Origin of the sequence: Ensifer sp. LBL, assembly GCF_050435225.1 — a bacterium.
Classification (GTDB): Bacteria; Pseudomonadota; Alphaproteobacteria; order Rhizobiales; family Rhizobiaceae; genus Ensifer.
In genome coordinates this window covers 466,109-487,064 of record NZ_JBNDJY010000004.1, presented here as the reverse complement: position 1 = coordinate 487,064, position 20,956 = coordinate 466,109, and the positions used below count along the sequence as shown (strand labels likewise).

Annotated in this window: 20 protein-coding genes and 1 riboswitch; of the genes, 7 read left to right on the top strand and 13 right to left on the bottom strand. The window is 64.2% G+C overall.

What is annotated here, in order from left to right:
- The first annotated feature begins 32 nt into the window (after positions 1 to 32).
- From OKW20_RS18225 to OKW20_RS18195, 7 genes are all read left to right on the top strand, one after another.
- Positions 33 to 911 carry a MurR/RpiR family transcriptional regulator gene (locus OKW20_RS18225; protein ID WP_043615788.1) on the top strand — a complete coding sequence of 293 codons (879 nt, stop codon included), beginning with the start codon at positions 33 to 35 and terminating at the stop codon, positions 909 to 911.
- Between the two features lie 204 nt (positions 912 to 1,115).
- The gene (locus OKW20_RS18220; RefSeq protein ID WP_429113191.1) at positions 1,116 to 2,222 is read left to right on the top strand and encodes an ABC transporter substrate-binding protein; all 1,107 of its coding nucleotides are present in this window, start codon (positions 1,116 to 1,118) and stop codon (positions 2,220 to 2,222) included.
- A gap of 184 nt (positions 2,223 to 2,406) precedes the next feature.
- A complete protein-coding gene (locus tag OKW20_RS18215) occupies positions 2,407 to 3,288 on the top strand; it encodes an ABC transporter permease (RefSeq protein WP_192446781.1) in 882 nt (293 codons plus the stop codon).
- The gene (locus OKW20_RS18210; protein ID WP_429173996.1) at positions 3,285 to 4,067 is read left to right on the top strand and encodes an ABC transporter permease; all 783 of its coding nucleotides are present in this window, start codon (positions 3,285 to 3,287) and stop codon (positions 4,065 to 4,067) included. Before OKW20_RS18215 ends, OKW20_RS18210 begins: the two co-directional genes overlap by 4 nt.
- Before the next feature lie 10 nt (positions 4,068 to 4,077).
- Positions 4,078 to 5,139 (top strand): ABC transporter ATP-binding protein, encoded by a 1,062-nt coding sequence (locus OKW20_RS18205; protein ID WP_043615778.1) that lies wholly within the window; start codon positions 4,078 to 4,080, stop codon positions 5,137 to 5,139.
- Between the two features lie 95 nt (positions 5,140 to 5,234).
- Complete coding sequence (locus OKW20_RS18200; RefSeq protein WP_429173994.1) at positions 5,235 to 5,576, top strand: TfoX/Sxy family protein; 342 nt, start codon at positions 5,235 to 5,237, stop codon at positions 5,574 to 5,576.
- Between the two features lie 154 nt (positions 5,577 to 5,730).
- Positions 5,731 to 5,881: riboswitch (FMN riboswitch) on the top strand.
- A gap of 92 nt (positions 5,882 to 5,973) precedes the next feature.
- Complete coding sequence (locus OKW20_RS18195; protein ID WP_429173992.1) at positions 5,974 to 6,447, top strand: 6,7-dimethyl-8-ribityllumazine synthase; 474 nt, start codon at positions 5,974 to 5,976, stop codon at positions 6,445 to 6,447.
- A 355-nt stretch (positions 6,448 to 6,802) separates the two neighbouring features.
- On the opposite strand, the gene OKW20_RS18190 is transcribed toward OKW20_RS18195, so the two are convergent.
- The 13 genes from OKW20_RS18190 to OKW20_RS18130 form a co-directional block, all read right to left on the bottom strand.
- Positions 6,803 to 8,086 (bottom strand): low temperature requirement protein A, encoded by a 1,284-nt coding sequence (locus tag OKW20_RS18190; protein WP_429173990.1) that lies wholly within the window; start codon positions 8,084 to 8,086, stop codon positions 6,803 to 6,805.
- A 211-nt stretch (positions 8,087 to 8,297) separates the two neighbouring features.
- Complete coding sequence (locus OKW20_RS18185) at positions 8,298 to 8,741, bottom strand: RpiB/LacA/LacB family sugar-phosphate isomerase (protein ID WP_043615766.1); 444 nt, start codon at positions 8,739 to 8,741, stop codon at positions 8,298 to 8,300.
- Positions 8,742 to 8,782: 41 nt separating this feature from the next.
- Positions 8,783 to 9,550, bottom strand: a complete 768-nt coding sequence (locus tag OKW20_RS18180) for a triose-phosphate isomerase (RefSeq protein ID WP_429173989.1) — start codon at positions 9,548 to 9,550, stop codon at positions 8,783 to 8,785.
- Positions 9,547 to 10,326: a DeoR/GlpR family DNA-binding transcription regulator gene (locus OKW20_RS18175; protein WP_429173987.1), complete on the bottom strand. Its 780-nt coding sequence runs from the start codon at positions 10,324 to 10,326 to the stop codon at positions 9,547 to 9,549. Before OKW20_RS18175 ends, OKW20_RS18180 begins: the two co-directional genes overlap by 4 nt.
- A 100-nt stretch (positions 10,327 to 10,426) precedes the next feature.
- Entirely contained in the window at positions 10,427 to 11,365 is a 939-nt protein-coding gene (locus OKW20_RS18170; RefSeq protein WP_429173986.1) for a sugar phosphate isomerase/epimerase family protein, read from the bottom strand.
- A 12-nt stretch (positions 11,366 to 11,377) separates the two neighbouring features.
- Positions 11,378 to 12,229, bottom strand: coding sequence for a TIGR01459 family HAD-type hydrolase (locus tag OKW20_RS18165; RefSeq protein ID WP_429173984.1), 852 nt, complete (start codon positions 12,227 to 12,229; stop codon positions 11,378 to 11,380).
- A complete protein-coding gene (locus OKW20_RS18160; protein WP_429173982.1) occupies positions 12,226 to 13,512 on the bottom strand; it encodes an FGGY-family carbohydrate kinase in 1,287 nt (428 codons plus the stop codon). Before OKW20_RS18160 ends, OKW20_RS18165 begins: the two co-directional genes overlap by 4 nt.
- Positions 13,509 to 14,561, bottom strand: coding sequence for a class II aldolase/adducin family protein (locus OKW20_RS18155; RefSeq protein WP_429173980.1), 1,053 nt, complete (start codon positions 14,559 to 14,561; stop codon positions 13,509 to 13,511). Before OKW20_RS18155 ends, OKW20_RS18160 begins: the two co-directional genes overlap by 4 nt.
- Positions 14,562 to 14,571: 10 nt before the next feature.
- Positions 14,572 to 16,104: a glycerol-3-phosphate dehydrogenase gene (locus OKW20_RS18150; RefSeq protein ID WP_429174539.1), complete on the bottom strand. Its 1,533-nt coding sequence runs from the start codon at positions 16,102 to 16,104 to the stop codon at positions 14,572 to 14,574.
- Positions 16,104 to 17,141 (bottom strand): 2-hydroxyacid dehydrogenase, encoded by a 1,038-nt coding sequence (locus OKW20_RS18145; RefSeq protein ID WP_429113172.1) that lies wholly within the window; start codon positions 17,139 to 17,141, stop codon positions 16,104 to 16,106. Before OKW20_RS18145 ends, OKW20_RS18150 begins: the two co-directional genes overlap by 1 nt.
- Positions 17,138 to 18,715 carry an FGGY-family carbohydrate kinase gene (locus tag OKW20_RS18140; RefSeq protein ID WP_429173979.1) on the bottom strand — a complete coding sequence of 526 codons (1,578 nt, stop codon included), beginning with the start codon at positions 18,713 to 18,715 and terminating at the stop codon, positions 17,138 to 17,140. The genes OKW20_RS18145 and OKW20_RS18140 overlap by 4 nt, the downstream gene beginning before the upstream one ends.
- Positions 18,715 to 19,839, bottom strand: a complete 1,125-nt coding sequence (locus OKW20_RS18135) for an ABC transporter ATP-binding protein (RefSeq protein ID WP_429173978.1) — start codon at positions 19,837 to 19,839, stop codon at positions 18,715 to 18,717. The genes OKW20_RS18140 and OKW20_RS18135 overlap by 1 nt, the downstream gene beginning before the upstream one ends.
- Positions 19,836 to 20,954 carry an ABC transporter ATP-binding protein gene (locus OKW20_RS18130; RefSeq protein WP_429173977.1) on the bottom strand — a complete coding sequence of 373 codons (1,119 nt, stop codon included), beginning with the start codon at positions 20,952 to 20,954 and terminating at the stop codon, positions 19,836 to 19,838. The genes OKW20_RS18135 and OKW20_RS18130 overlap by 4 nt, the downstream gene beginning before the upstream one ends.
- Positions 20,955 to 20,956: the final 2 nt, after the last annotated feature.

The following is a 20,956-nucleotide window of genomic DNA, read 5'->3' as shown; positions in this document are numbered from 1 at the left end:
AACCGGCTTAAGATCGGTTCAGGGGAGACAATTTGAGCAGCAAGGCGACGTCCACCACCGTGTCGGATGTGATCAACGCCCACTTCACCGTGCTGACCCGCGCGGAGAAGCAATTGGCGGAGACGCTTCTCGACAATTATCCCGTTTCGGGACTCGGTTCGATCACCACGGTTGCCGAGAACGCCGGCGTTTCGACCCCGACGGTTGCCCGCATGGTGCAGAAGCTTGGCTTCCGCGGTTTCCCGGATTTCCAGGCGCGGCTGCATCAGGAACTGGAAGCGACGATTTCCAATCCGATCGCCAAGCACGACCGCTGGGCCGCCAATGCGCCCGGCACCCACACGCTCAACCGCTTTGCCGACGCGATCACCAGCAATCTGCGCGAGACGCTGACCCAGATCGAGCCGCAGGAATTCGACGCGGCAGCAGCCCTCATCGCCGACCGCAAGCGCAGCATCTACCTGCTTGGCGGCCGCATCACCCGCTCGCTCGCCGACTATCTCTTCACCCACCTTCAGGTCATCCGCCCGGGTGTCATCGAGATCGCCTCCAATGCCAGCGCCTGGCCGCACTACGTGCTCGACATGCGCCAGGGCGACGTGCTGATTCTCTTCGACATTCGCCGCTACGAGCAGGAAATGGTGACGCTCGCCAAATCCGCCCGCGAGCGCGGCGTCGAGATCATCCTTTTTACCGATCGCTGGAGTTCGCCGGTCGCCAAGTCCGCCTCCAGGGTGTTTCGCTCGCAGATCGAAGTGCCGTCCGCCTGGGACAGCTCCGTCGTCATCCTGTTCTTGATCGAGGCTTTGATCGAGGCCGTACAGAGTTCGAACTGGGACGAGACCCGGGACCGGATGAAAACGCTCGAGGGTCTGTTCGATTCCACCCGCATCTTTCGCAAACCGGTCTAGGAGAATTCGCCGACACGTTCACAGGATTTCATGCAGTTATGCGACAGTGGCCCGCCGAAGCCAAAAAAGAAATGTTCTTACAACGACATACGCGGCGCGAACGGATAAACCCCTGTCACATTACTTTCATCGCATCTCTTTAACAGCTTCGCCGAAATCGACTGAAACCCCACGAATTTGACTAAACCCATAAGGAGAACACCAGTGATTTCAAAAACCCAACGCCTGCTTTCGCTCTCCACCGCCATTTTCCTGGCGACGACCGCAATCGCCGCTGCCGAGCCGAGCGCCGAGCTCATCGAAGCCGCCAAGAAGGAAGGCATGCTGACGACGATCGCCCTGCCCCACGACTGGTGCGGCTACGGCGACGTCATCGCCTCCTTCAAGGCCAAGTATCCGGAAATCCAGGTCAACGAACTGAACCCGGACGCTGGCTCGGCCGACGAAGTCGAAGCCGTCAAGGCCAACAAGGACAACAAGGGGCCGCAGGCTCCTGACGTTGTCGACGTCGGTCTCGCCTTCGGTCCGCAGATGAAGGCCGAAGGCCTGCTGCAGCCCTACAAGGTCTCCACCTGGGACGAGATCCCGGACAGCGTCAAGGACGCCGAAGGCTACTGGTACGGCGACTATTACGGCGTCATGTCGTTCCTCGTGAACAAGGACCTCGTCCAGAACGCACCGAAGGACTGGACCGATCTGCTGAAGCCGGAATATGCCGGTCAGGTTGCTCTTGCCGGTGACCCGCGCGCCTCGAACCAGGCGATCCTCGGCGTTCTCGCCGCTGGCCTCGCCAAGGGCGCAAAGTCCGGCAAGGAAGCCGGTGAAGCCGGTCTCGGCTACTTCGCCGAACTCAACAAGAACGGCAACTTCGTTCCTGTCATCGGCAAGTCCGGCACGCTCGCCCAGGGCTCGACCCCGATCGTCGTCGCCTGGGACTACAACGCTCTCGGCTGGGCAAAGACGCTCAACGGCAACCCGCCGACCGAAGTCGTCGTTCCGGCCAGCGGCGTTCTCGCCGGCGTCTACGTTCAGGGCATCTCGGCCTACGCGCCGCACCCGAACGCTGCCAAGCTGTGGATGGAGCACCTCTATTCCGACGAAGGTCAGCTCGGCTGGCTCAAGGGCTTCTGCCACCCGACCCGCTTCAACGCCATGGTCAAGGCCGGCAAGGTTCCGCAGGAACTGATCGACGCCCTGCCGCCGGCAGCGGCTTACGAAAAGGCCTACTTCCCGACGCTCGAAGAAGTCGACGCCAACAAGGCTGCCGTCACCGGCGGCTGGGATTCCGTCGTCGGCGCGAACGTCCAGTAAGCCTTTCCACAGTCCTGTCGCCCCGACCGGTTTTCCGGTCGGGGCGCATACGTTATTTGTAAGAAATTCAAGTTCTTGGAGCGGGATAAGGATACGTTTTGGCGGTTTTGCGCCAGCCTCCCGCCTCACTTGCAAGCATCTATAACGCCCGCGTCGATAACGCGGCTTCAGGGGCGCGAACGGAATGTCATCTGCTAAACCCGACGCTAGCCCGCCGGCGCGTCGCCTACCGCTTCACTGGCTGGGCATTCTGCCCTTTGCCGCCTTCGTGACGCTGTTCCTGCTTCTGCCAACGATGAAGATCGTGGTCGGCGCGTTTCAGACGCCCGATGGCGGCTTCACGCTCGACAACATTCGCGGCCTGTTCACGCCGTCGATCCTCGGCGCCTACTGGATCTCCATCAAGATCAGCATCGCCTCCGCCCTTCTCGGCTGCCTGATCGGTTTTGCCATGGCGTCAGCCATCGTCTTCGGCGGCTTGCCGAAGGGGATCCGCGGGCCGCTTTTGACCTTTTCCGGCGTCGCCTCCAATTTCGCCGGCGTGCCGCTCGCCTTCGCCTTTCTCGCGACGCTCGGCCCGGTCGGCATCGTCACCGTCTTCCTGCGCTCGAATTTCGGTCTCGACCTCAGGATGCTTGGCTTCAACCTCCTCTCCTTCTGGGGGCTGACGGTCACCTATCTCTTCTTCCAGATCCCGCTGATGATCCTGATCATCACGCCGGCGCTCGACGGGCTGAAGCGCGAATGGCGCGAGGCTGCAGAAATCCTCGGCGCAACCGGCCTGCAATACTGGCGCATGGTCGCCTTCCCGATCCTGCTGCCGTCGCTGCTCGGCACGCTGGCGCTGCTGTTTGCCAATGCCTTCGGCGCCGTTGCGACCGCGATCGCGCTCACCGGCTCGTCGCTGTCGATCGTGCCGATCCTGCTTTTCGCCCAGATCCGCGGCGACGTGCTCGGCAATCCGCATCTCGGCTACGCGCTCGCCTTCGGCATGATCGTCGTCACCGGGATCGCCAACGCGATTTACATCTGGCTGCGCAGCCGCAGCGAAAGGTGGCTGAAATGAAGAAGATCTGGGCCTGGGGAGCCCTCGTTTTCGGCCTCCTCTATTTCACCCTGCCGCTCATCGGCATGACCAATTTCTCGCTCAAGATGCGTCGCGGCGAGTATTCCTTCGACGCCTACGCCAAGGTCTTCGCCGATCCGCGTTTCCAGGAGACGTTCACCTATTCGGTAATGCAGGCGCTCTTTACCATCCTCTTCGGCGTGCTGCTCGTCGTGCCGACGGCCTATTGGGTGCGGCTGAAGCTGCCGCGGCTGCGTCCCATCATCGAGTTCATCACGCTTCTGCCGCTGGTCATCCCGGCGATCGTCATCGTCTTCGGCTATATCCGGCTCTACAACACCTCGAGCTGGCTGCCGCTGACGGGCTCGCTCACCGGCACCAACATCCTCCTGATGTTCGGCTATGCGACGCTTGCGCTGCCCTACATGTACCGCGCGGTCGACACCGGTCTTCGCACCATCGATGTCGCCACCTTGACCGAGGCGGCACAGAGCCTTGGCGCCGGCTGGGTGGCGATCCTCGCCAAGATCATCCTGCCGAACGTGCTCGTCGCCGTGCTTTCGGGCGCCTTCCTGACCTTTGCCATCGTCATCGGCGAGTTCACCATGGCCGCCCTGCTCAACCGCCCGGCTTTCGGCCCGTACATGCAGCTTCTGGGTGCCAACCGCGCCTATGAGCCGGCCGCACTCGCCGTCATCGCATTCGGCATCACCTGGGGCTGCCTCGGCCTCATCCAGCTCGTTTCGCGCTTCCAGAAAAGCGCGCCCCCAAAGGCCTGAGGACCGACCCATGAGTTTCCTGTCACTCACCAGCATCAAGAAGTCCTTCGGCCCGGTTCAGGTCGTGCATGATTTCAACATGAACATCGAGAAGGGCGAGTTCGTCTCGTTCCTCGGGCCGTCGGGCTGCGGCAAGACCACCGTGCTGCGCATGATCGCCGGCTTCGAGACGCCGACCAGCGGCCAGATCGTCATCAACGGCCGCGACCAGAATTCGCTGAAGCCCAATCAGCGCAACATCGGCATGGTGTTCCAGGCCTATGCGCTGTTTCCCAACATGAACGTGCATGACAACGTCGCCTTCGGTCTGAAGATCGCAGGCACTGACAAGTCGGAGATCGACGCGAGGGTGAAGCAGATGCTCGGGCTGATCAAGCTCGAGCACCTGGCGGACCGCTTCCCCTACCAGCTCTCCGGCGGCCAGCAGCAGCGCGTTGCGCTTGCCCGCGCCATTGCGGTCAAGCCGCAGGTGCTGCTGCTCGACGAGCCGCTCTCGGCGCTCGACGCCAAGATCCGCGTGTCGCTGCGCGAGGAAATCCGGCAGATCCAGCAGCAGCTCGGCATCACCACCGTCTTCGTCACCCACGACCAGGAAGAGGCGCTGTCGATCTCCGATCGCATCGTGGTCATGAATGCCGGCCGCGCCGACCAGATCGGCACCCCCTTCGAGATCTACAACACGCCGGCGACCCGCTTCGTCGCGTCCTTCGTCGGCACGCTCAGCATCATCGAAGGCAAGGTTGCGGACCCGGCCGCAGGCTCGGTCACCATCGGCAACCAGCAGGTGGCGCTGAAGGACCCGATCGCCGGCATGAAGGGCGGCGACAGCATTTCGCTGGCGCTGCGTCCCGAAGCAGGCTCGATCGCCGAAGGTGCCAAGGGCGACACGTCGCTAGCCGGCGAGGTCGTCTCGACGAGCTTCCTCGGCTCGGTCATCCGCACGCGCCTTCGCGTCGGCGGCGACGTCATCTCCTTCGACATGTTCAACAATCCGGGCGTCGCCCCGCCGGTTTCCGGCGACAACGTCACGCTGCGCTTTGCCGCCAAGGACTTGTTGGTCATTCGCGAATAGGGTGAAACAACATCACAGGCTGGCGCGTCAGGCGCCGGCCTGAAGCCATCGTGGCGTTGCTGCGGCAAGGAACCCGCCGACGAGGTATCGAGACCATGGCCAGGGCCGAACCCAGCGCCTTCGTCCGGCATATTCAGGATGAACTCTCCGGCATCGGGACGGTCCAGATCGACCGTTTCTTCGGCGGTTGGGCCTATCTCCTCGCCGACAAGCGCTTTGCCGTCAGCATCAAGGATCGCCTTTACTTTCGGGTCGATCGGGCGCTGAAAGATGCGCTCGTTGCCGAGGGGTGCCAGCCCTTCAGCTACGCGAAGGGCGGAAAGACGGTGGTCGTGCATCGCTTCTACGAAGCGCCTCTGGATTGTCTCGACGACCGGGATGCACTGCTCCATTGGGCCAATCGCGCGCTTGCCGCCGAAGACGACGATCTGCGCTGATCATCGCGCATCCGCTCTCGACCAGTGGCCGAGACGGCTCAACTTCGGGGAACGAATTTGCCGTCGCTCCGTCACACAAGCAAAAATCTGTCGTGATTTCCGGCATTTTCGTCGCACCGTGCGTTTGACCGCGCGCGGTCGCCCTATATAGTCGCGTTGTTCTCAGGGCGGGGCGAAATTCCCCACCGGCGGTAGCGGTCGCAAGGCCGAAGCCCGCGAGCGCCTTGAAGCTCACGCTTCAGGGGTCAGCAGATCCGGTCGAATTCCGGAGCCGACGGTCACAGTCCGGATGGAAGAGAGCAAGCAGGAACGTGGGCCCCACAACGGGACCCCGCGCGCATGCATGTTCGCCCGACGGGATCATTGGAAACGCCAAACCCTGGAAGGCTTGAGACCTATGACTATTCTTTCCCACCCCACCGCCAAGATCGCGATCGTCCGTGCCCGCTGGCACGCCGATATCGTCGACCGTGCAGTCGATGCTTTCGTCGCGCAATGGACGAAGCTCGGCGGTTCGGCCGCCGACGTCGAGATCTTCGACGTGCCGGGCGCGCTCGAAATCCCGCTGCATGCGCAGACGCTGGCCAAGACCGGCCGCTATGCCGCAATCCTCGGCACCGCCTTCGTCGTCGACGGCGGCATCTACCGCCACGATTTCGTCGCCGGCACCGTGCTCGACGGCATGATGCGCGTGCAGCTCGACACCGACGTGCCGGTGCTTTCGGCCGTGCTGACGCCGCATAATTTCCAGGAAAGCGAACCGCTGATCGCCTTCTTCCGCGAGCACTTCGTGACCAAGGGCACGGAAGCGGCCAACGCCTGCGCCCAGATCCTCGACGCCCGCGCCAAGCTGGCGCTCGTCAACGCCTGATCGGCTGCGGGCTCCGACATCAGCCGGCCTGACGGCGCCGCAATGGCGGCTGCCGCTCATCCGCACGGTGAGGGCTTGCCCCTCATCCGGCTGCCGCCACCTTCTCCCCGCACGCGGGGAGAAGGACGCAAGCGGCGCTCGTGTCGCCTAAACTCACCCTTCACCATCGAGGACGAGGCCCGCCCGGACTGAGAAGCACGGGCTGGCTATAGAGCTCGTCCCCTCTCCCCGCCTGCGGGGAGAGGGCTAGGGTGAGGGGCAGCCACGCCCTACCAACCTCTCCTGAATCAATTCGTGAAGCGCCTGAATCGGTTCGTCAGCGTTAAAGGACAAGCCGCTGTTTCGACTCGCAAAATCAATGCGCCGCATCACCCTTGTGCAGGCTGCGCCCCAGAGCCGCCATGCGGTGGCGATGCCCCGCCACCTCGTAGCCGACGATGGTGACGACCGGTGCCAGCATCAGGATGATCAGGCACTTGGCCATGTCGAGCCCGGCAATCGCCGCAACTACGGACGCTGCCAGCACCAGCGCTGTGCCCGCGAGCAACCAGAGATGCAGGCGGTCCACCTGCTGCATGAGATAGGCGTACATCGCGTAGAGCAGCCCGATGTAGCACGCGACAGGCACCGCCACCGTCAGCACCGTTGCGACCGAACCGATATGCGCCTTGTGCTCGATGTAATAGGCCGCCACATGCAGGCCGGCGCCGGTCGCAACGATCGATGCGAAGATCGGCATATGGCCGTAGCCCCAGACGAAGGCCCGCTTGAGACGGTAGTGGTGCAGGATCTCCGCACTCGGCAGCAGGAAATAGATCCACCACATGCCGAAGGTGAGCCCCGTGCCGGCGAGGCAGACGAGCGCGACGTTGAGGTCCCAGCCCTGCCCCTCGACCACAGCCGAGATCGAGGCGACCGTGCCGACGACCCCTTCCCCAAGGGCGATGATGGCAAGAAGCCCGTAGCGCTCGGCGATGTGGTGCGCGTGCCAGGGCGTGCCGCCGTCCCGCGTCTCGGCGAAATAGGGGCCGAGCATTTCGATCGCCGTGAGCCCGACGACCATGGCGAAGGTCACCAGCAGCGAGAAGTCGACGAAGATCAGCACGACCCAGCCGATCTGGGCGACGCTGATCGCTTTCACATAGGTGAGGCAGGCATTGCGCCGGGCCGGGTCCTGGCGGCTCGCGCGCAGCCACTGGAAGAGCATCGCCACCCGCATGACGACGTAGCCGAGCACCATGATGCCATTGTCGAGATGCGCGCCCTTGTCGATCGACTCGAACATCGGCGGCAGGCCGATCGCAAGGATCAGCACGCCGACCATCTGCACCATGGTAACGGCGCGGAAAATCCAGTCGTCCGTGTCATAGGCGGAGGCAAACCAGCTGAAATTGATCCAGGCCCAGCAGATGGAAAAGGTCGCGAGTGCAAAACCGAAGAGGCCGGCAAAGATGTGCCCCTCGGCGAGGAAATGGGCGAGCTGCGAAGCGGCGAGGCTGAAGGCAATGACGAAGGTCAGATCGAACAGCAGTTCGAGCGTCGTCGCGGTCCGGTGATGTTCATGCGTGTCTCGGCCGCTCATGCGCGCCACGTGGTGGTGCGCGCTTTGATGCGGCTCGGTCGAGGTGGTTTCACTCATGCGGCAGCGTCCCTCATTTGACGATCCGCAAGAATATTCAAATATTTGCAGAAGCCTCGTCAAGACGAAGCACAAGACCGCACATGAAAACGCCCGGCATCGCTGCCGGGCGTGTCGTCACGATGCCTGAGGGAGGATCAACGGCATCGCGAGATAGGGTAGGCCTTGAACCGGGAACCGGATGCAGACAGCAAACCGCCCGCCCTTTTCCTCAACCGGCTCGCGCCGCATCCAGGCGGTTGATCGCCTCGACATTGCCGGCCGAAGAGCCGTTCGGGTCGAATTCGGAGGCGAGCCAGGTGTCGACGATCGACTTTGCCAGTTCCGGTCCGATGACGCGGGCGCCCATGGTGATGATCTGGGCGTTGTTCGACTTTGCCGCACGCTCGGCCGAATAGGTGTCGTGCGTCAACGCCGCGCGGATGCCCGGCACCTTGTTGGCGGAGATGCACACGCCGATGCCGGTGCCGCAGAACAGGATGCCGCGGTCATGCTTGCCCTCGACAACCTGCTGCGCCAGGTTCTGCGCGAGGTCCGCATAGAAGCCGGACTGGCTGAGGTCGACGACTTCCACGTCGCTGCGGCCGCTCAGATGGGCGGCGATGACATCCAGCAGGGGCTTGCCGGCGCTGTCGGCTCCAATTGCAATCTTCATGATTGTTCCTTTCGTTCTTCTTGAGCTGCAACGGCCGGGGCTCAGATCGCCTTGGCGACACGCTGCAGAATGTCGAGATAGCCATTCACGTCCCAGGCGGAGCGGCCGATGAAGAGGCCGTCGATATGCGCCTGGGTGATCAGTTCTTCGCAATTGCCGGGATTGACGCTGCCGCCGTAGAGCACCGGCACGCGCCTGCCGAGTGTCGCTTCCGCCACCTCAGCGATGCGCTTGTGGCGCTCGTCGGCATAATCAGCCGTCGCCGGGATACCGTTGACGCCGATCGCCCAGACCGGCTCGTAGGCAAGCAGGATCGTCGCCGTCTTCGCCTCGCCTTCGAGAAGTGCCAGCGCGCCTTCGACCTGGCGCTTCAGCACCTGATCCGCCTCGCCCGCTTCGCGCTCGGAAAGTGTCTCGCCGATGCAGATCAGCGGCACCAGGCCATGGCGCACGGCGGCTGCCGTCTTCAGGCCGACGGTGCGGTCGGTCTCGCCGAAATGCACGCGGCGCTCGCTGTGGCCGAGCTCGACCACGTCGAGGTTGCAGTCTCTAAGCATCAGCGGCGACACCTCGCCGGTCCACGCACCAGCATCGTCCCAGTGCATGTTCTGCGCACCAACCTTGACGCTGGTGCCTGATAGACGCGCCTTGACCTCGCGCACCGCCGTGTACGGCGGAATGACAAAGCGTTGGATGCGCTTGTCACGCGACGCGTCGGCAGCCGCCAAGCCGTCGGCAAAGACCATCGCCTCGGCGAGCGTCTTGTTCATCTTCCAGCTGGTTCCGACCCAGAGGCCCGACTTCTTCATGCTTTCTCCTTGGAATTGTCGACCCTGACCAGCCGGATGCCCGCCTCTTCGAGCGGGGCTGCATGTTCGGCCGAAACTTCGGCACCGGTCAGCACCGCGTCGAAGGCGTTAAGCCCGGTCAGGAAATGGAGCGCCGAGCGCCCGAATTTGTCGTGGTCCACCAGCAGGTATTTGCGCTTGGCCGCCTTCACCATCAGGCGCTTGGCCTGCACCACCTCCTGGTCTTGGTGGAAGGCCGTGGTGCCCTCGATCGCAGAACTCGAAAGAAAGGCGACATCGACACGCAGCGACCTGAGCGCCTCGTCGGTGACGATGCCGAAGAAGCCGTTGAACTTCTTGCTGTACTGGCCGCCGAGCGCGATCACATTGATGCCGGGCGCACCCGAAAGGCTGGTGATGACGCCGAGATTGTTGGTGATGACCGTCAGCGGCCGGATGTCGCGGATGCACTCGGCGATCGCGCCCGTCGTCGAGCTGTCGTCGATGAGGATGCTCTGCCCCGGCTCGATCAGGCTCGCCGCATGTTCGGCGATCCGCCGCTTTTCGGAGATCGCAATCTTCTCGCGGTAACGGAAATCGCTTTCGAATTGCGGGCTGGACTGGATCGAGGCGCCGCCATGCACCTTGCGCAAGAGGCCCGCCTGCTCGAGGTCGTCGAGATCGCGATGCACCGTCATCTTGCTGACGCCGAAGCGCAAGGACAGGTCCTCGACGGAGGCCGTTCCGGCTTCCATCAGCACATCCATGATCGCCTGTCGCCTGTCTTCCGGCTTCATCGTCTCGGTCCCGATCGCGCGCAGCCTTGGCCGCGCTCACCGTGAGAAGATAACACCTATTTGTGATATTTCAATTTACCTTGCGTTATTTTGTTATCTTTCAGTGTGATTTTTCTATGCGATTGAATCCCGTGTCGATATGGGGCTCCCAGAATTCGACCGACTCCCGGATCATCTCGACGACGTTGTGATCCGTCGGCTCGCGCTCACGGAAGGAAAGCTCCAGGCAGATCTCGTTGTCGGTGCCGCCACCGGCCTTAACCGCGCCGATCAGCTTCTCCGGCGTGATCCGGCCGTCGCGGTTATAGGCGGCGGTAAACGGCCAGTGGCCACCCTTGTTCATCGACGACTGCTTGATGTGGATGATCGGCGAACGCTCCGGGAAGGCACCGGCCCAGGCATAGGGATCGATGTCGTCGGGGTTGTCGGAGGTGACGTCGCCATGGTCGATATCGACCATCATCTTCATCGGGATCGGCAGTTGCGCTTCTGCGAGCCGCCGGTCGAGCGTCCGGCATTCCGCGATCGTGTGGCCGAACTCGCGGCCGACCGACATCGGCTCCCAGAAGACATAGGAAAGCCCTGCCGCCTTGCCGTGCTCGGCAACCTCCCGCCAGCAGTCGATGGCGATCCGCATCATCTCCTCGCGCCGCGCCGGGTCGTCATAATCCTTGAGCGTGAAGATCGCGAACTGCGTGCCCATGCCGGAGGCGCCGAGTTCGGCGGAGATGTCGGCAAAGGTCTTGAACCAGTCGACATAGTAGCGCCTGACATCCGGGTCCGGATGGCCGAAATGGTTGAGCCTGCCATAGGGGCCGGTCATGCCCGAGGTGATTTTCACGCCGGTACGGTCGAGTGCTTTGCGAAACTGCCTGAGGGTCTTGGCGATCGTTGCCGCCGGCCAGCCCGGATTGACGAACTCGTGGGTGAGCTGGACGTAGCCGATACGGATCTTCTCGGCGATCGTGTCGATCAGGTCGTCGGGCTCGGCGAAGCGGTTGACCAGCGGATTGGTGTTGAGCGAGAGCGTGAAGGCCACGGTCGGCTCCTCCTACCAGGTAAATTTCGGAAGAATGAAATCGGGGCTGGCGCCATGCTCGGCAAAGAGCCGGCGGCGCTCCGCGTCCGAGGCCCGCTCCAGGATCCCGGTCGTCACCAGCACCGCGCGAAGCCCTGCATTCACCGCACCGGCAATGTCGTGCTCGATGCTGTCGCCGATGGCACAGACCCGCGCCGGATCCGGGTGGCCGAGGAAGTCGAGCGCTGACGCATAGATGTCGGCAAAGGGTTTGCCGATCCAGCGAACGGTACCCCCGAGCGCCTCGTAAAGTTCGGCGATACGCCCGGCGCCGAAGGCGGTGCCTTCCTTGGTCAGCATCACCTTGTCCGGATTGGTGCAGAGACAGGGCACGCCGCGTCTGGCGGCCGGCGCCAAAAGCGCCTCGTAGTGGGAAAGCGGATGGACATCGCCCTCGCTCCCGGCGAGCAGCACGAAATCGGCATCGGCACCACTCTCCGTGCGTTCGAGGTCTAGCCCCGTCAGCGGCGAGACGTCACCGTCGCGACTGATCAGCAGGCACTTGCGCCGCTTGTCCGCGGCACCCGCGCCTTCCCGCCTGAGGATCTGCCAGGCGACCTCGCCCGAGGTCAGGAACCAATCCCAGCTCCCCGAGACGAAACCGAGATCGACGAGGCGGCGATCGTTTTCCGCCGACCGCTTGCCGGAATTCGAGAGGATGATGATGCGCTTTCCCGCATCCTTCAGCTTGACCAGCGTTTCGGCCGCTCCCGGATAGGGCCCGCGGCCATCGCGCAGCACCCCGAACTGATCGATCAGGAAGGCGTCGTAGCGATCGGCAATCTCGCCAAGTCCCTCGATCGCAGTCGTTTGAGCAAACGTCACAACACACCAGCCTTTCTGGCACCCGCAAGAGCAAGCCGCGCCGTGCCGGCCGCCGCCTCCTCGGAGAGAACCGGCAGGAACGGAACGCCGAGCTTGCGCGCCCGGATAGCGCTCCAGGCCGCATTCTTTGCGCCACCGCCGACACTGCGAAGCGATCGGAGCCCCGGTCCGCCAAGCGCTGTCAGCCGCTGATAGGCGAGGCTCTCGACGCCGGCGATGCCCTCGAAGATCGCCTTGAGGAAGGTCGCGTCGTCGGCCGGCCGCGGGCTCATGCGCGGGGCGAAATCCGGATCGGCGATGGGAAAGCGCTCTCCGGGCTTCACCAGCGGATAATAATCGAGCCCGGTGTCGACGGCCGGATCGATCCCGGCCGAAAGCGCGGCGATTCGGTCGGCTGAGAAATGTTCCGCCAGCACCACGCCTCCCGTATTAGACGCCCCGCCGGCGAGCCATGTCTCGCCGATGCGGTGGCTGTAGAGCCCGTATTCCGGCGCGAACAGCGGACGGTCGGACAACATTTTCACCGTTAGCGTCGTGCCGAGCGCGCTCACGCCGTCGCCCGGCTGGTCGGCGCCGGTGGCCAGAAACGAGGCGCAGCCGTCCGTGGTGCCGGCAACGATCGCCACATCATCCGAAAGCCCGAAAGCATCGGCCGCTTCCGGCGCAATCGTTGCGATCGGCGCTCCGGCCGGCAGCACGTCGGGCAAAAGCTCGACGCGGGCGCCGGTCCCTTCCATCCAGTCCGGCCAGGACCGCGAAACCGGATCATAGCCGGTCTTCAACGCATTGTTCTCGTCGGAAACGTCGTAGAGACCGGTGAAATGCCCCGCGAGCCAATCGGCCTGATGGATCACCCGGAAGACACCGGGTAGCGACTGGAAAACGATCAGCTTGGCGAGGCCGGACGTCGCGCCATGGGCGGCACTTTCGCGCGGCGCATGGGCCGCGACCGCGTCGAGCAACGCGCGGTCGGCAATCGGGTCGTTGTACATCATCGGCGTCGCCAGCGGCGCGCCTCTCTCATCGACCGGCAACATCGTGCCTGACGTTCCGTCGATCGAAAGTGCAACGACTTTCCGCCTGTCGATACAGCCAAGCGCTTCCTCAAGCGCCGCCTGCACCGCCTTCCACCAACCCATGGGATCGCGGTGATCCTCGGAGAACGCCGAGAGTTTCGCCGCACCTGATGCGACGACGGTCCCGTCCGCCGCCATGGCGACCGCACGGGCGCCCGAAGTGCCAAGATCGATGCCGACGACGAGCTTGTCCGATTGGCCGCTCATTGCAGCACCTGCCCGGCGCGATTGAGCTGCTGGCGGTATTTCTCCGCGTCCCAGCCGAGAAGCTCAGCGTTTTCCGCCTCCGTCAGGTAGCGCAGCCGCGCGTCCGCCGGAATGCGGGTCGTCACGTCCGCAAGGCACCGGGCCATGGCGAAGGCGCCGGCGGAGATCTCCTTCTGCACCAGCACGCCCTTGCCGGGAAAGAGCAGCAAGGGCGGCAGGCTGTCGCCGGTCGCATGCAGCTTCGTCTCGATCGAAAGCGCGGTCTCGCCGGGCGCGGCGACCACGACGCCCTTGCCAAGGAAGATGACGTGATCGGGGTAGAGGCTGCCGCCGGCGGCAAGCCGGCAACTGTCGAGATCGGCGGCGACCGAATGCAGGGCAACATCCTCCGGCAGACGGTAGTCGCTATCGACCGCCAGGCGCGAAAGCGCCGCCACATCGGCGGCGGGAGCGATCCTGCGTGCGCCGGTCAGCCGACGGGTAATATCCGTGAGCAGGATCGCGGCATCGACCACGGTTTCAGCAGCGACCACCAGGCCGTGATTGCCAAGCAACAGCACCGACGTGTTGTCCTGCATCCGTTCGGCAATCGCTTTCGCTAGCGGCAGGCCCGGGCGAGCATAGGGCACGAAGACATGGGGGTAGCCGGCAAGCCGCTCGGCAGCGATTGCCGCACCGTTGGCCTGCACCGCCGTCGCGATCGTCTCGACGCAGTGCACATGCACCACCACCTTTTGCGGCATCAGCGCATGCACCGTCGTTTCGATCGAGGGGCGCAGGCCCGAGGGGTTGCGCTCTGCGATCACGAAATCCTGCGCCTTTTCTGTCGCCGGGTCGTTCGCATCCAGTGCTTCGAGCAAGGGCTCGAGCGCCACCGGCACCATCACGTCGCGCTGGCGGGCATGCGCCAGCCACAGACCAGACGCCTTGATCCAGAGCGTTCCGCCCTCCTTGATCGAGGTGTTGCCACCCGCCCCTTGCACCAGCAGCGGATCCGCCCCGACGCGGGCCGAAAGGTCGAGAAGCGCTTCGAATTCCAGACTTCGCATCCGTTCTCCTTCAGGCCGCCGCCTGCTGGCGGTCCAGCCAATGGGTAAAGGCCTGCCGCTCGGCCTGCGTCATGTGCAGACCATGCTTGGTGCGCCGGTCGAGAATGTCGTCCGCCGCCAGCGCCCATTCGTTTTCGATGAGGAAGCGCGCCTCGCACTCATGGAAGAGCGGCCCGAAGGCCGGGCCGAGATCGTCGAGCGATGTGGCGCCAGCCAGTAGCGCATGTGTCCGAGTGCCGTAGAGCCGCGCGTAGTGCTTGGCGAGGTCCGATGGCAACCAGCGATAGCGCGCCTTAAGCTCGCCCAGGAACAAATCGAAATCGGCCTCCGCCATGTCGCCGCCCGGCAGATGCGCCTTCGCCGTCCAGGCCGGCCCCATCCTGGGGAAGAACGGCTTCAGCCGTTCCAGCGCATGTTCGGAGAGCTTGCGGAAGGTGGTGATCTTGCCGCCGAAGACCGAGAGCAACGGCGGCTGCCCGTCGGCCGCATCGACCTCGAAGATATAGTCGCGCGTCACCGCCGACGGGTTTTCGGCATTGTCGTCATAGAGCGGCCGCACGCCGGAGAAGCTGTGGACGATATCGTCCGACGTCAGCTGCTGCTTGAAGTAGCGGTTCACCGATTTCAGGAGATAAGCGATCTCGTTGTCGTCTGCCGCCACGTCCTCCGGCCGGCCTTCATAGGGGATATCCGTCGTGCCGATCAGCGCCAGGTCGTTCTGGTAGGGGTTGATGAAGATCACCCGCTTGTCCGGGTTCTGCACCAGATAGGCCTGCCGCCCCTCCCAGAATTTCGGCACAACGATGTGGCTGCCCTTGACCAGGCGCACGCTGCGGGTGGAGTTCAAGCCGCCGATCCGGCCAATGACGTCGTTGACCCAGGGACCGGCGGTGTTGACGACACAGCGTGCCCTCGCCTCGGTCTTGGCGCCGGTGCGCGTATCGGTCATCTCGATAGACCAGAGCCCATCGCGCCTACGGATCGCGCTGCAGGCGGTGCGCGTCAGCACCCGGGCGCCACGATCACGGGCATCGAGCGCGTTCAGAACGACCAGACGCGCGTCGTCCACCCAACAGTCGGAATATTCGAAGGCCTTGCGATACGCACGCTTGATCGGCGCGCCCTCGGGCGCGGTTTGAAGATTGAGGCTGCGGGTACCCGGCAACCGCTTGCGGCCGCCGAGATGGTCGTAGAGGAAGAGCCCGAGCCGGACGAGCCACGCAGGCCGGTCCTGAGGATTATGCGGCAGCACGAAACGCATCGGCCAGATAATGTGCGGCGCAGACTCCAAAAGCACCTCGCGCTCGATCAGCGCCTCGCGCACCAGGCGGAACTCATAATATTCGAGGTAGCGCAAGCCGCCATGCACCAGCTTGCCGGAGCGCGAGCTGGTGCCCTGGGCCAGATCGTCCTTCTCGCACAGCAGCACCGAGAGCCCGCGCCCTGCCGCGTCGCGCGCAATGCCCGCGCCGTTGACGCCGCCGCCGACGACGAACAGATCGTATATTCCGGTCTCGGAACTCAACGTCGTTCCTCCTGTCATCAGCACGGATTGACCGGCGGCAGACCGGCGATGTAGCGGCGCACTTCCTCGGCCGCCATTTCGGCGGCAAAGGTCACGGTGCGCACCGAGGCGCCGGCAATATGCGGCGTCAGCGTCACGTTCGGCAGTTGCAGCAGCGGCCAGTCCTCCGGCACCGGTTCGATCGCGAAGGTCTCCAGCATCGCCGCCGACAGGTGGCCGCTCACCAGGTTCTCGTAAAGCGCGTCATAGTCGCAGAGCGGTCCGCGTGCCGTGTTCACGAAGATTGCGCCGGGCTTCATCTTGGCGAAGGTCTCGGCGTTCATCATGTTCCGCGTCTCCTCGGTGACCCGCGGATGCAGCGTCACGACGTCGGAGCGGGAGAGAAGCGTGTCGAGCGAAACCTGCTCGACGCCGGCGTTGAGATCGTCGGCCGAGAGCTGCACATAGGGATCATGCACCAGCACCTTGGTGCCAAAGGCCCGCAACAGCCGCACCACCTTGGTGCCGATATTGCCGTAGCCGATGACGCCGACGGTCATTTCGCAGAGCTCGCGGCCGGTGCGGTCGGCGCGGTAGAGATCGCCGCGCCACTCGCCCTTGCGCAGGGCTTCGTGGCCGGTGCGGATCAGCCGTGTTTCGGCAAGGATCGCGCCGAGCGTGAACTCGGCGACGGCGTTGGCATTTCGGCCAGGCGTATTGACGACACGAACGCCCGCATCGCGCGCAGCGCCCATGTCGATATTGACAGGACCGCCGCGCGAGACGGCGACGAGCTTAAGGCCGGGCAACGCCTCGAGCATTCCGCGCGACAGCGGCGCGAGCTGCGTCACCAGGATTTCGGCATCGCCGATGAAGTCGATCATATCCTCCGGCTTGCCGAGATATTCCTTGAGACCGTCCATGCCTTCGACGGCATAGCCGTGCTCCATCGGCACATCCGGCCAGGGCAGTTCGAGCGTGCGGATGTCATGGCCGTTGCCGGTCGCCTCGACGATCTTGTCGCGAAACACGTCCGGCAGCATGAACCGGTCGCCGATAATGGCTATCTTCTTCATTTCGATGTTTCCTGTTGAGTTCCCGCGGCCGCACCTTGGGAGAGTGCGTGCCAGACGGGTCTGAGCGCTGTGCGCGACTGCTGGTAGGTGGGGAAGAGTTCGTCATAGCGGCGGGCAAGCGCCGGGTCGGCGGCTTCCGCCGGCCGTTGATAGGGCGTGACCCAATCGCCCAGGCAATCAGCCATCGAGGGATAGATGCCGAGCGAGACGGCGGCGATCATCGCCGCACCCGCAGCCCCCGCCTCCTCGCGTTCGCTCGTCTGCACGCTGGCACCGAGAGCAGCGCCCAGAATGCGGCGAAGCGAACCGCTGCGGGCAGCGCCACCCGTCAGGCGAATACGCCCGGGCAGCGACCCCATCTCGGCGTAACAATCGCGCGCTGCCATGGCGAGCCCGTCAAGGACTGCCTTCACCATCTCGGGAAAGCCGTGGGTGATCGAGAGCCCAACGAAAGACGCCCGCGCCGTCGCATCGACGAAGGGCCCGCGCTCGCCGGCCTCCGAGATATAGGGCTGGAAGATCAGTGGCGTGTCCTTCGCGTCCGCCAGCCAGTCATCGACATAAGCGAGCAGCTCGCTCTTCGATTTTTCTACCCCCATGCCCTTCAACAGGCCGGATGCCAGCGAGAGGATCCAGTCGATATTGAGCGTCGCCGCCATGTTGGACTGCATCTGCGCGTAGGCGCCCGGGATCGGCATGCACATGGTGTAGCCGGTCAGATCCCGGTTCAGCCGCACATCGTCGGCGCCGTTGGCAAGCCGCATATGCATGCCGGTCGAGCCGATGATCGAGCAGCCGGTATCGGTGCCCGGATCGTAAAGCCCGGCGCCAAGCGCGGTGCAGACGACATCGACATAGCCGAGCACGATGGGCGTGCCCTCGGTGAGGCCGGTAATGCCTGCTGCTTCCGCCGAAAGTGCGTGATGGGTCGCAGCACCGTCGACGATCTCCGGCAGCACATGTTTCAGCTTTTCGAGCCCGAGAAAGCGGATGACATCGTCGTTGTAGCTGCGGGTGCGAAAATTGCCGAAGCTGAAATTCGCCTCGGAGGGATCGGTCGCCCGCTTGCCGGTGAGCTTGAAATAGAGCCAGTCCTTGCAGTGGAAGGTAGTTGCGACGCCGTTCAGCATCTCGGGCGCATGGTCGCTCATCCAGCGAAGCTGCGGCCCCTGCTGGCAGGCGGCAAGGCCCGAGCCAGTGCTTTCGAAGCGGGCGATATCGCCGCTGTCGGCGCGAAGCCGCTCCACCGTCTCGCCGGCGCGCGCGTCGAGCCAGAGCCAGCCCTTGCCGACGGGCATGCCCGCTCTGTCGATCATCCAGGTGCCGTCGCCCTGCCCGGTTACCGCGATCGCGGCGACACGGCCGGCGAGGTTCTCGATCTTGTCGGAGAGCTGCTTCAGCGTCGTTGCCGCGTCGGCCCAGGTGCGATCGAGATCCTGCACGCTGCCGGCGCGGCCGACGGCCTCATAGGCGTTCGGCAGCGCCGCCGTGGCGATCTGCCGGCCGCGGAGATCGAAGGCCACCGACTTGATGACCGAGGTGCCCGCATCGATACCGATGAGGATGTCCCGCATCAGGCGAGCTCCTGTCCATGGCTGATCGCCCGCCCGCTCTCGCCGTCGAAGACGTGCAGGCTCGACGGGTCGAGGTGGATGCCGATCGGCTGGCCGACATCGAGCTCCGTGCGATCGTGCTCGACCAGCACCATGGTGCCGCCGGCAAAGTCCGCGGCGATATGGGTCTGGTCGCCGAGCCACTGGTTGACGGCGACGCGGCCCGTCACACCATCAGCGCTGCGGCGCACCGAATAGGGCCGGATTCCGAGCACCACCTTCTGCCGCTTGATGAGTTCGTCGCGCACCGCATGCGAGAAATCCGACGCCGCATATTCGAGCCGCACGCCGTCCTTGAGTCCAAAGGCCATCTTGCTTTCCGAGCCGGTGACGCTGGCCTCAAAGACGTTCATCGGCGGCTCGCCGACGAAGGTGCCGGTGAAGAGATTGGCCGGCCGCTCCTTGATCTTCTGCGGCGTGTCGAACTGTTGCAGCACGCCGCCCTCCATGACCGCGATGCGGTCGGCAAGCGCGTTGGCTTCCGTCTGGTCGTGGGTGACGAGGATCGCCGTCAGCCCACGTTCCTTGATGAAGTGCTTGATGCGGCCGCGAAGCAGCGCGCGAAGCTGCGGCTCGAGCTGTCCCATCGGTTCGTCGAGCAGGTGCAGGTTGGCGTCGCGGATCAGCGCCCGTCCGAGCGAAGCGCGCTGCTGCTGGCCGCCGGAGATCGAGCTTGGATAGCGCCCGAGAATGTCCTCGATCTCGAGCAGCTTGGCGATGCCCGCCACCTTCTCGTCGACGACGCTCTGCGAGAGCTTCGAGGCCTTGAGCGCGAAGGCGATGTTTTCGCGCACCGTCAGCGGCGGATAGAGCGAATAACCTTCGAACGCCATGGCGACGTTGCGACGCACCGGCGGCAGGGTCTGGACCTCGCGTCCGGCAAGCGAGATCGTGCCGCGCGACACCGCCTCGAAGCCGGCGATCATGCGCAGCGTCGAGGTCTTGCCGCAACCGGACGAGCCGAGCAGCGCGATGATCTCGCCCTTCCTCACATCCATGTTCAGCTTCTTCACGGCATGCACGCCGTAATCGACGGGGCCGTAGAACTTGTCGACGTCCTTGATCAGAAGGGCGGTGTCGGTCATGCCGCTTCTCCATTGCGCTTGGCTGCAAGGTCGGCGCGCGGCAAAAGAGCGCCGCTCGCCTTGTCGAAGAGGAAAGCCTGCATGCCATTGACGGCAATATGGGCAGGCCCTGCGGTCGGACCAGGCGTGCCGGCCGGCCGCGACACCAGGATTTCGCGGCCACGGGCGGTCAGCGCCAACGTCACCGTCTTTTCGTTGAGCGGCGTTTCCGCCTCCACCGTCACAGGGATGGCACCCGGTGCTGCCGCATCGACGAAGCTGATCGCCTCGGGACGCAGGCCAAGCACGCACTGGCGGCCAACGACATCGGCGCCGTAATCCCCAAGCCGCACCCGGACGTTCGAAAGCTCGACGAAGACGTCTCCGCCGCTGCGCTGCGGCGTGACATCGAGCAGGTTGATGGTGGGATCGCCGAAGAGCCTGGCGATCTCGATATCGGCCGGCGCGTTGTAGATCTCCTGCGGCGTGCCGATCTGGCGAATACGGCCAGCGGCCATCACCGCGATCCGGTCGCCGAGCGCCATCGCCTCCTTGTAGTCTTGGGTGACGTAGACGACCGTCGCGCCTTCCGCAGCCAGGAGCCGCGGCAGTTCCAGCCGCATCTCGAAACGCAGCTTGGCATCGACGTTGCGCAGCGGGTCGTCGAGCAAAAGCAGCGGCGGCGAGCCGACGAGCGCACGGGCAAGGGCCGTGCGCTGCTTCTGGCCGTTCGACAGCGCCTTCGGGTGATGCGTCAGCACATGGTCGATCTTCAGGAGCTTTGCGACCTTCTGCACGCCGGCGGCTATCCTGTCCTTCGACGACCGCGTCGCCGTCAGCGGGCTTGCGATGTTGTCGAAGGCGCTCATGTGCGGGAACAGCGCAAAATTCTGGAAGGCCATGCCGACGCCGCGGTGTTCGGCATCGACATCGGTCATGTCCTCGCCGCCGATCAGCACCCGGCCCTCGTCCGGTTCAATGACACCGGCGACCAGCCGCAGAAGCACGGTTTTGCCGGCGCCGGACGGGCCGAACAGCACCAGCCGCTCGCCATCGGCGACATCAAGCGTGAGATCGTCGAGAACCGTCTGGCTCTTGTAGCGCTTGACGATATTCTTCAGTTGCAGCGTGGTCATGA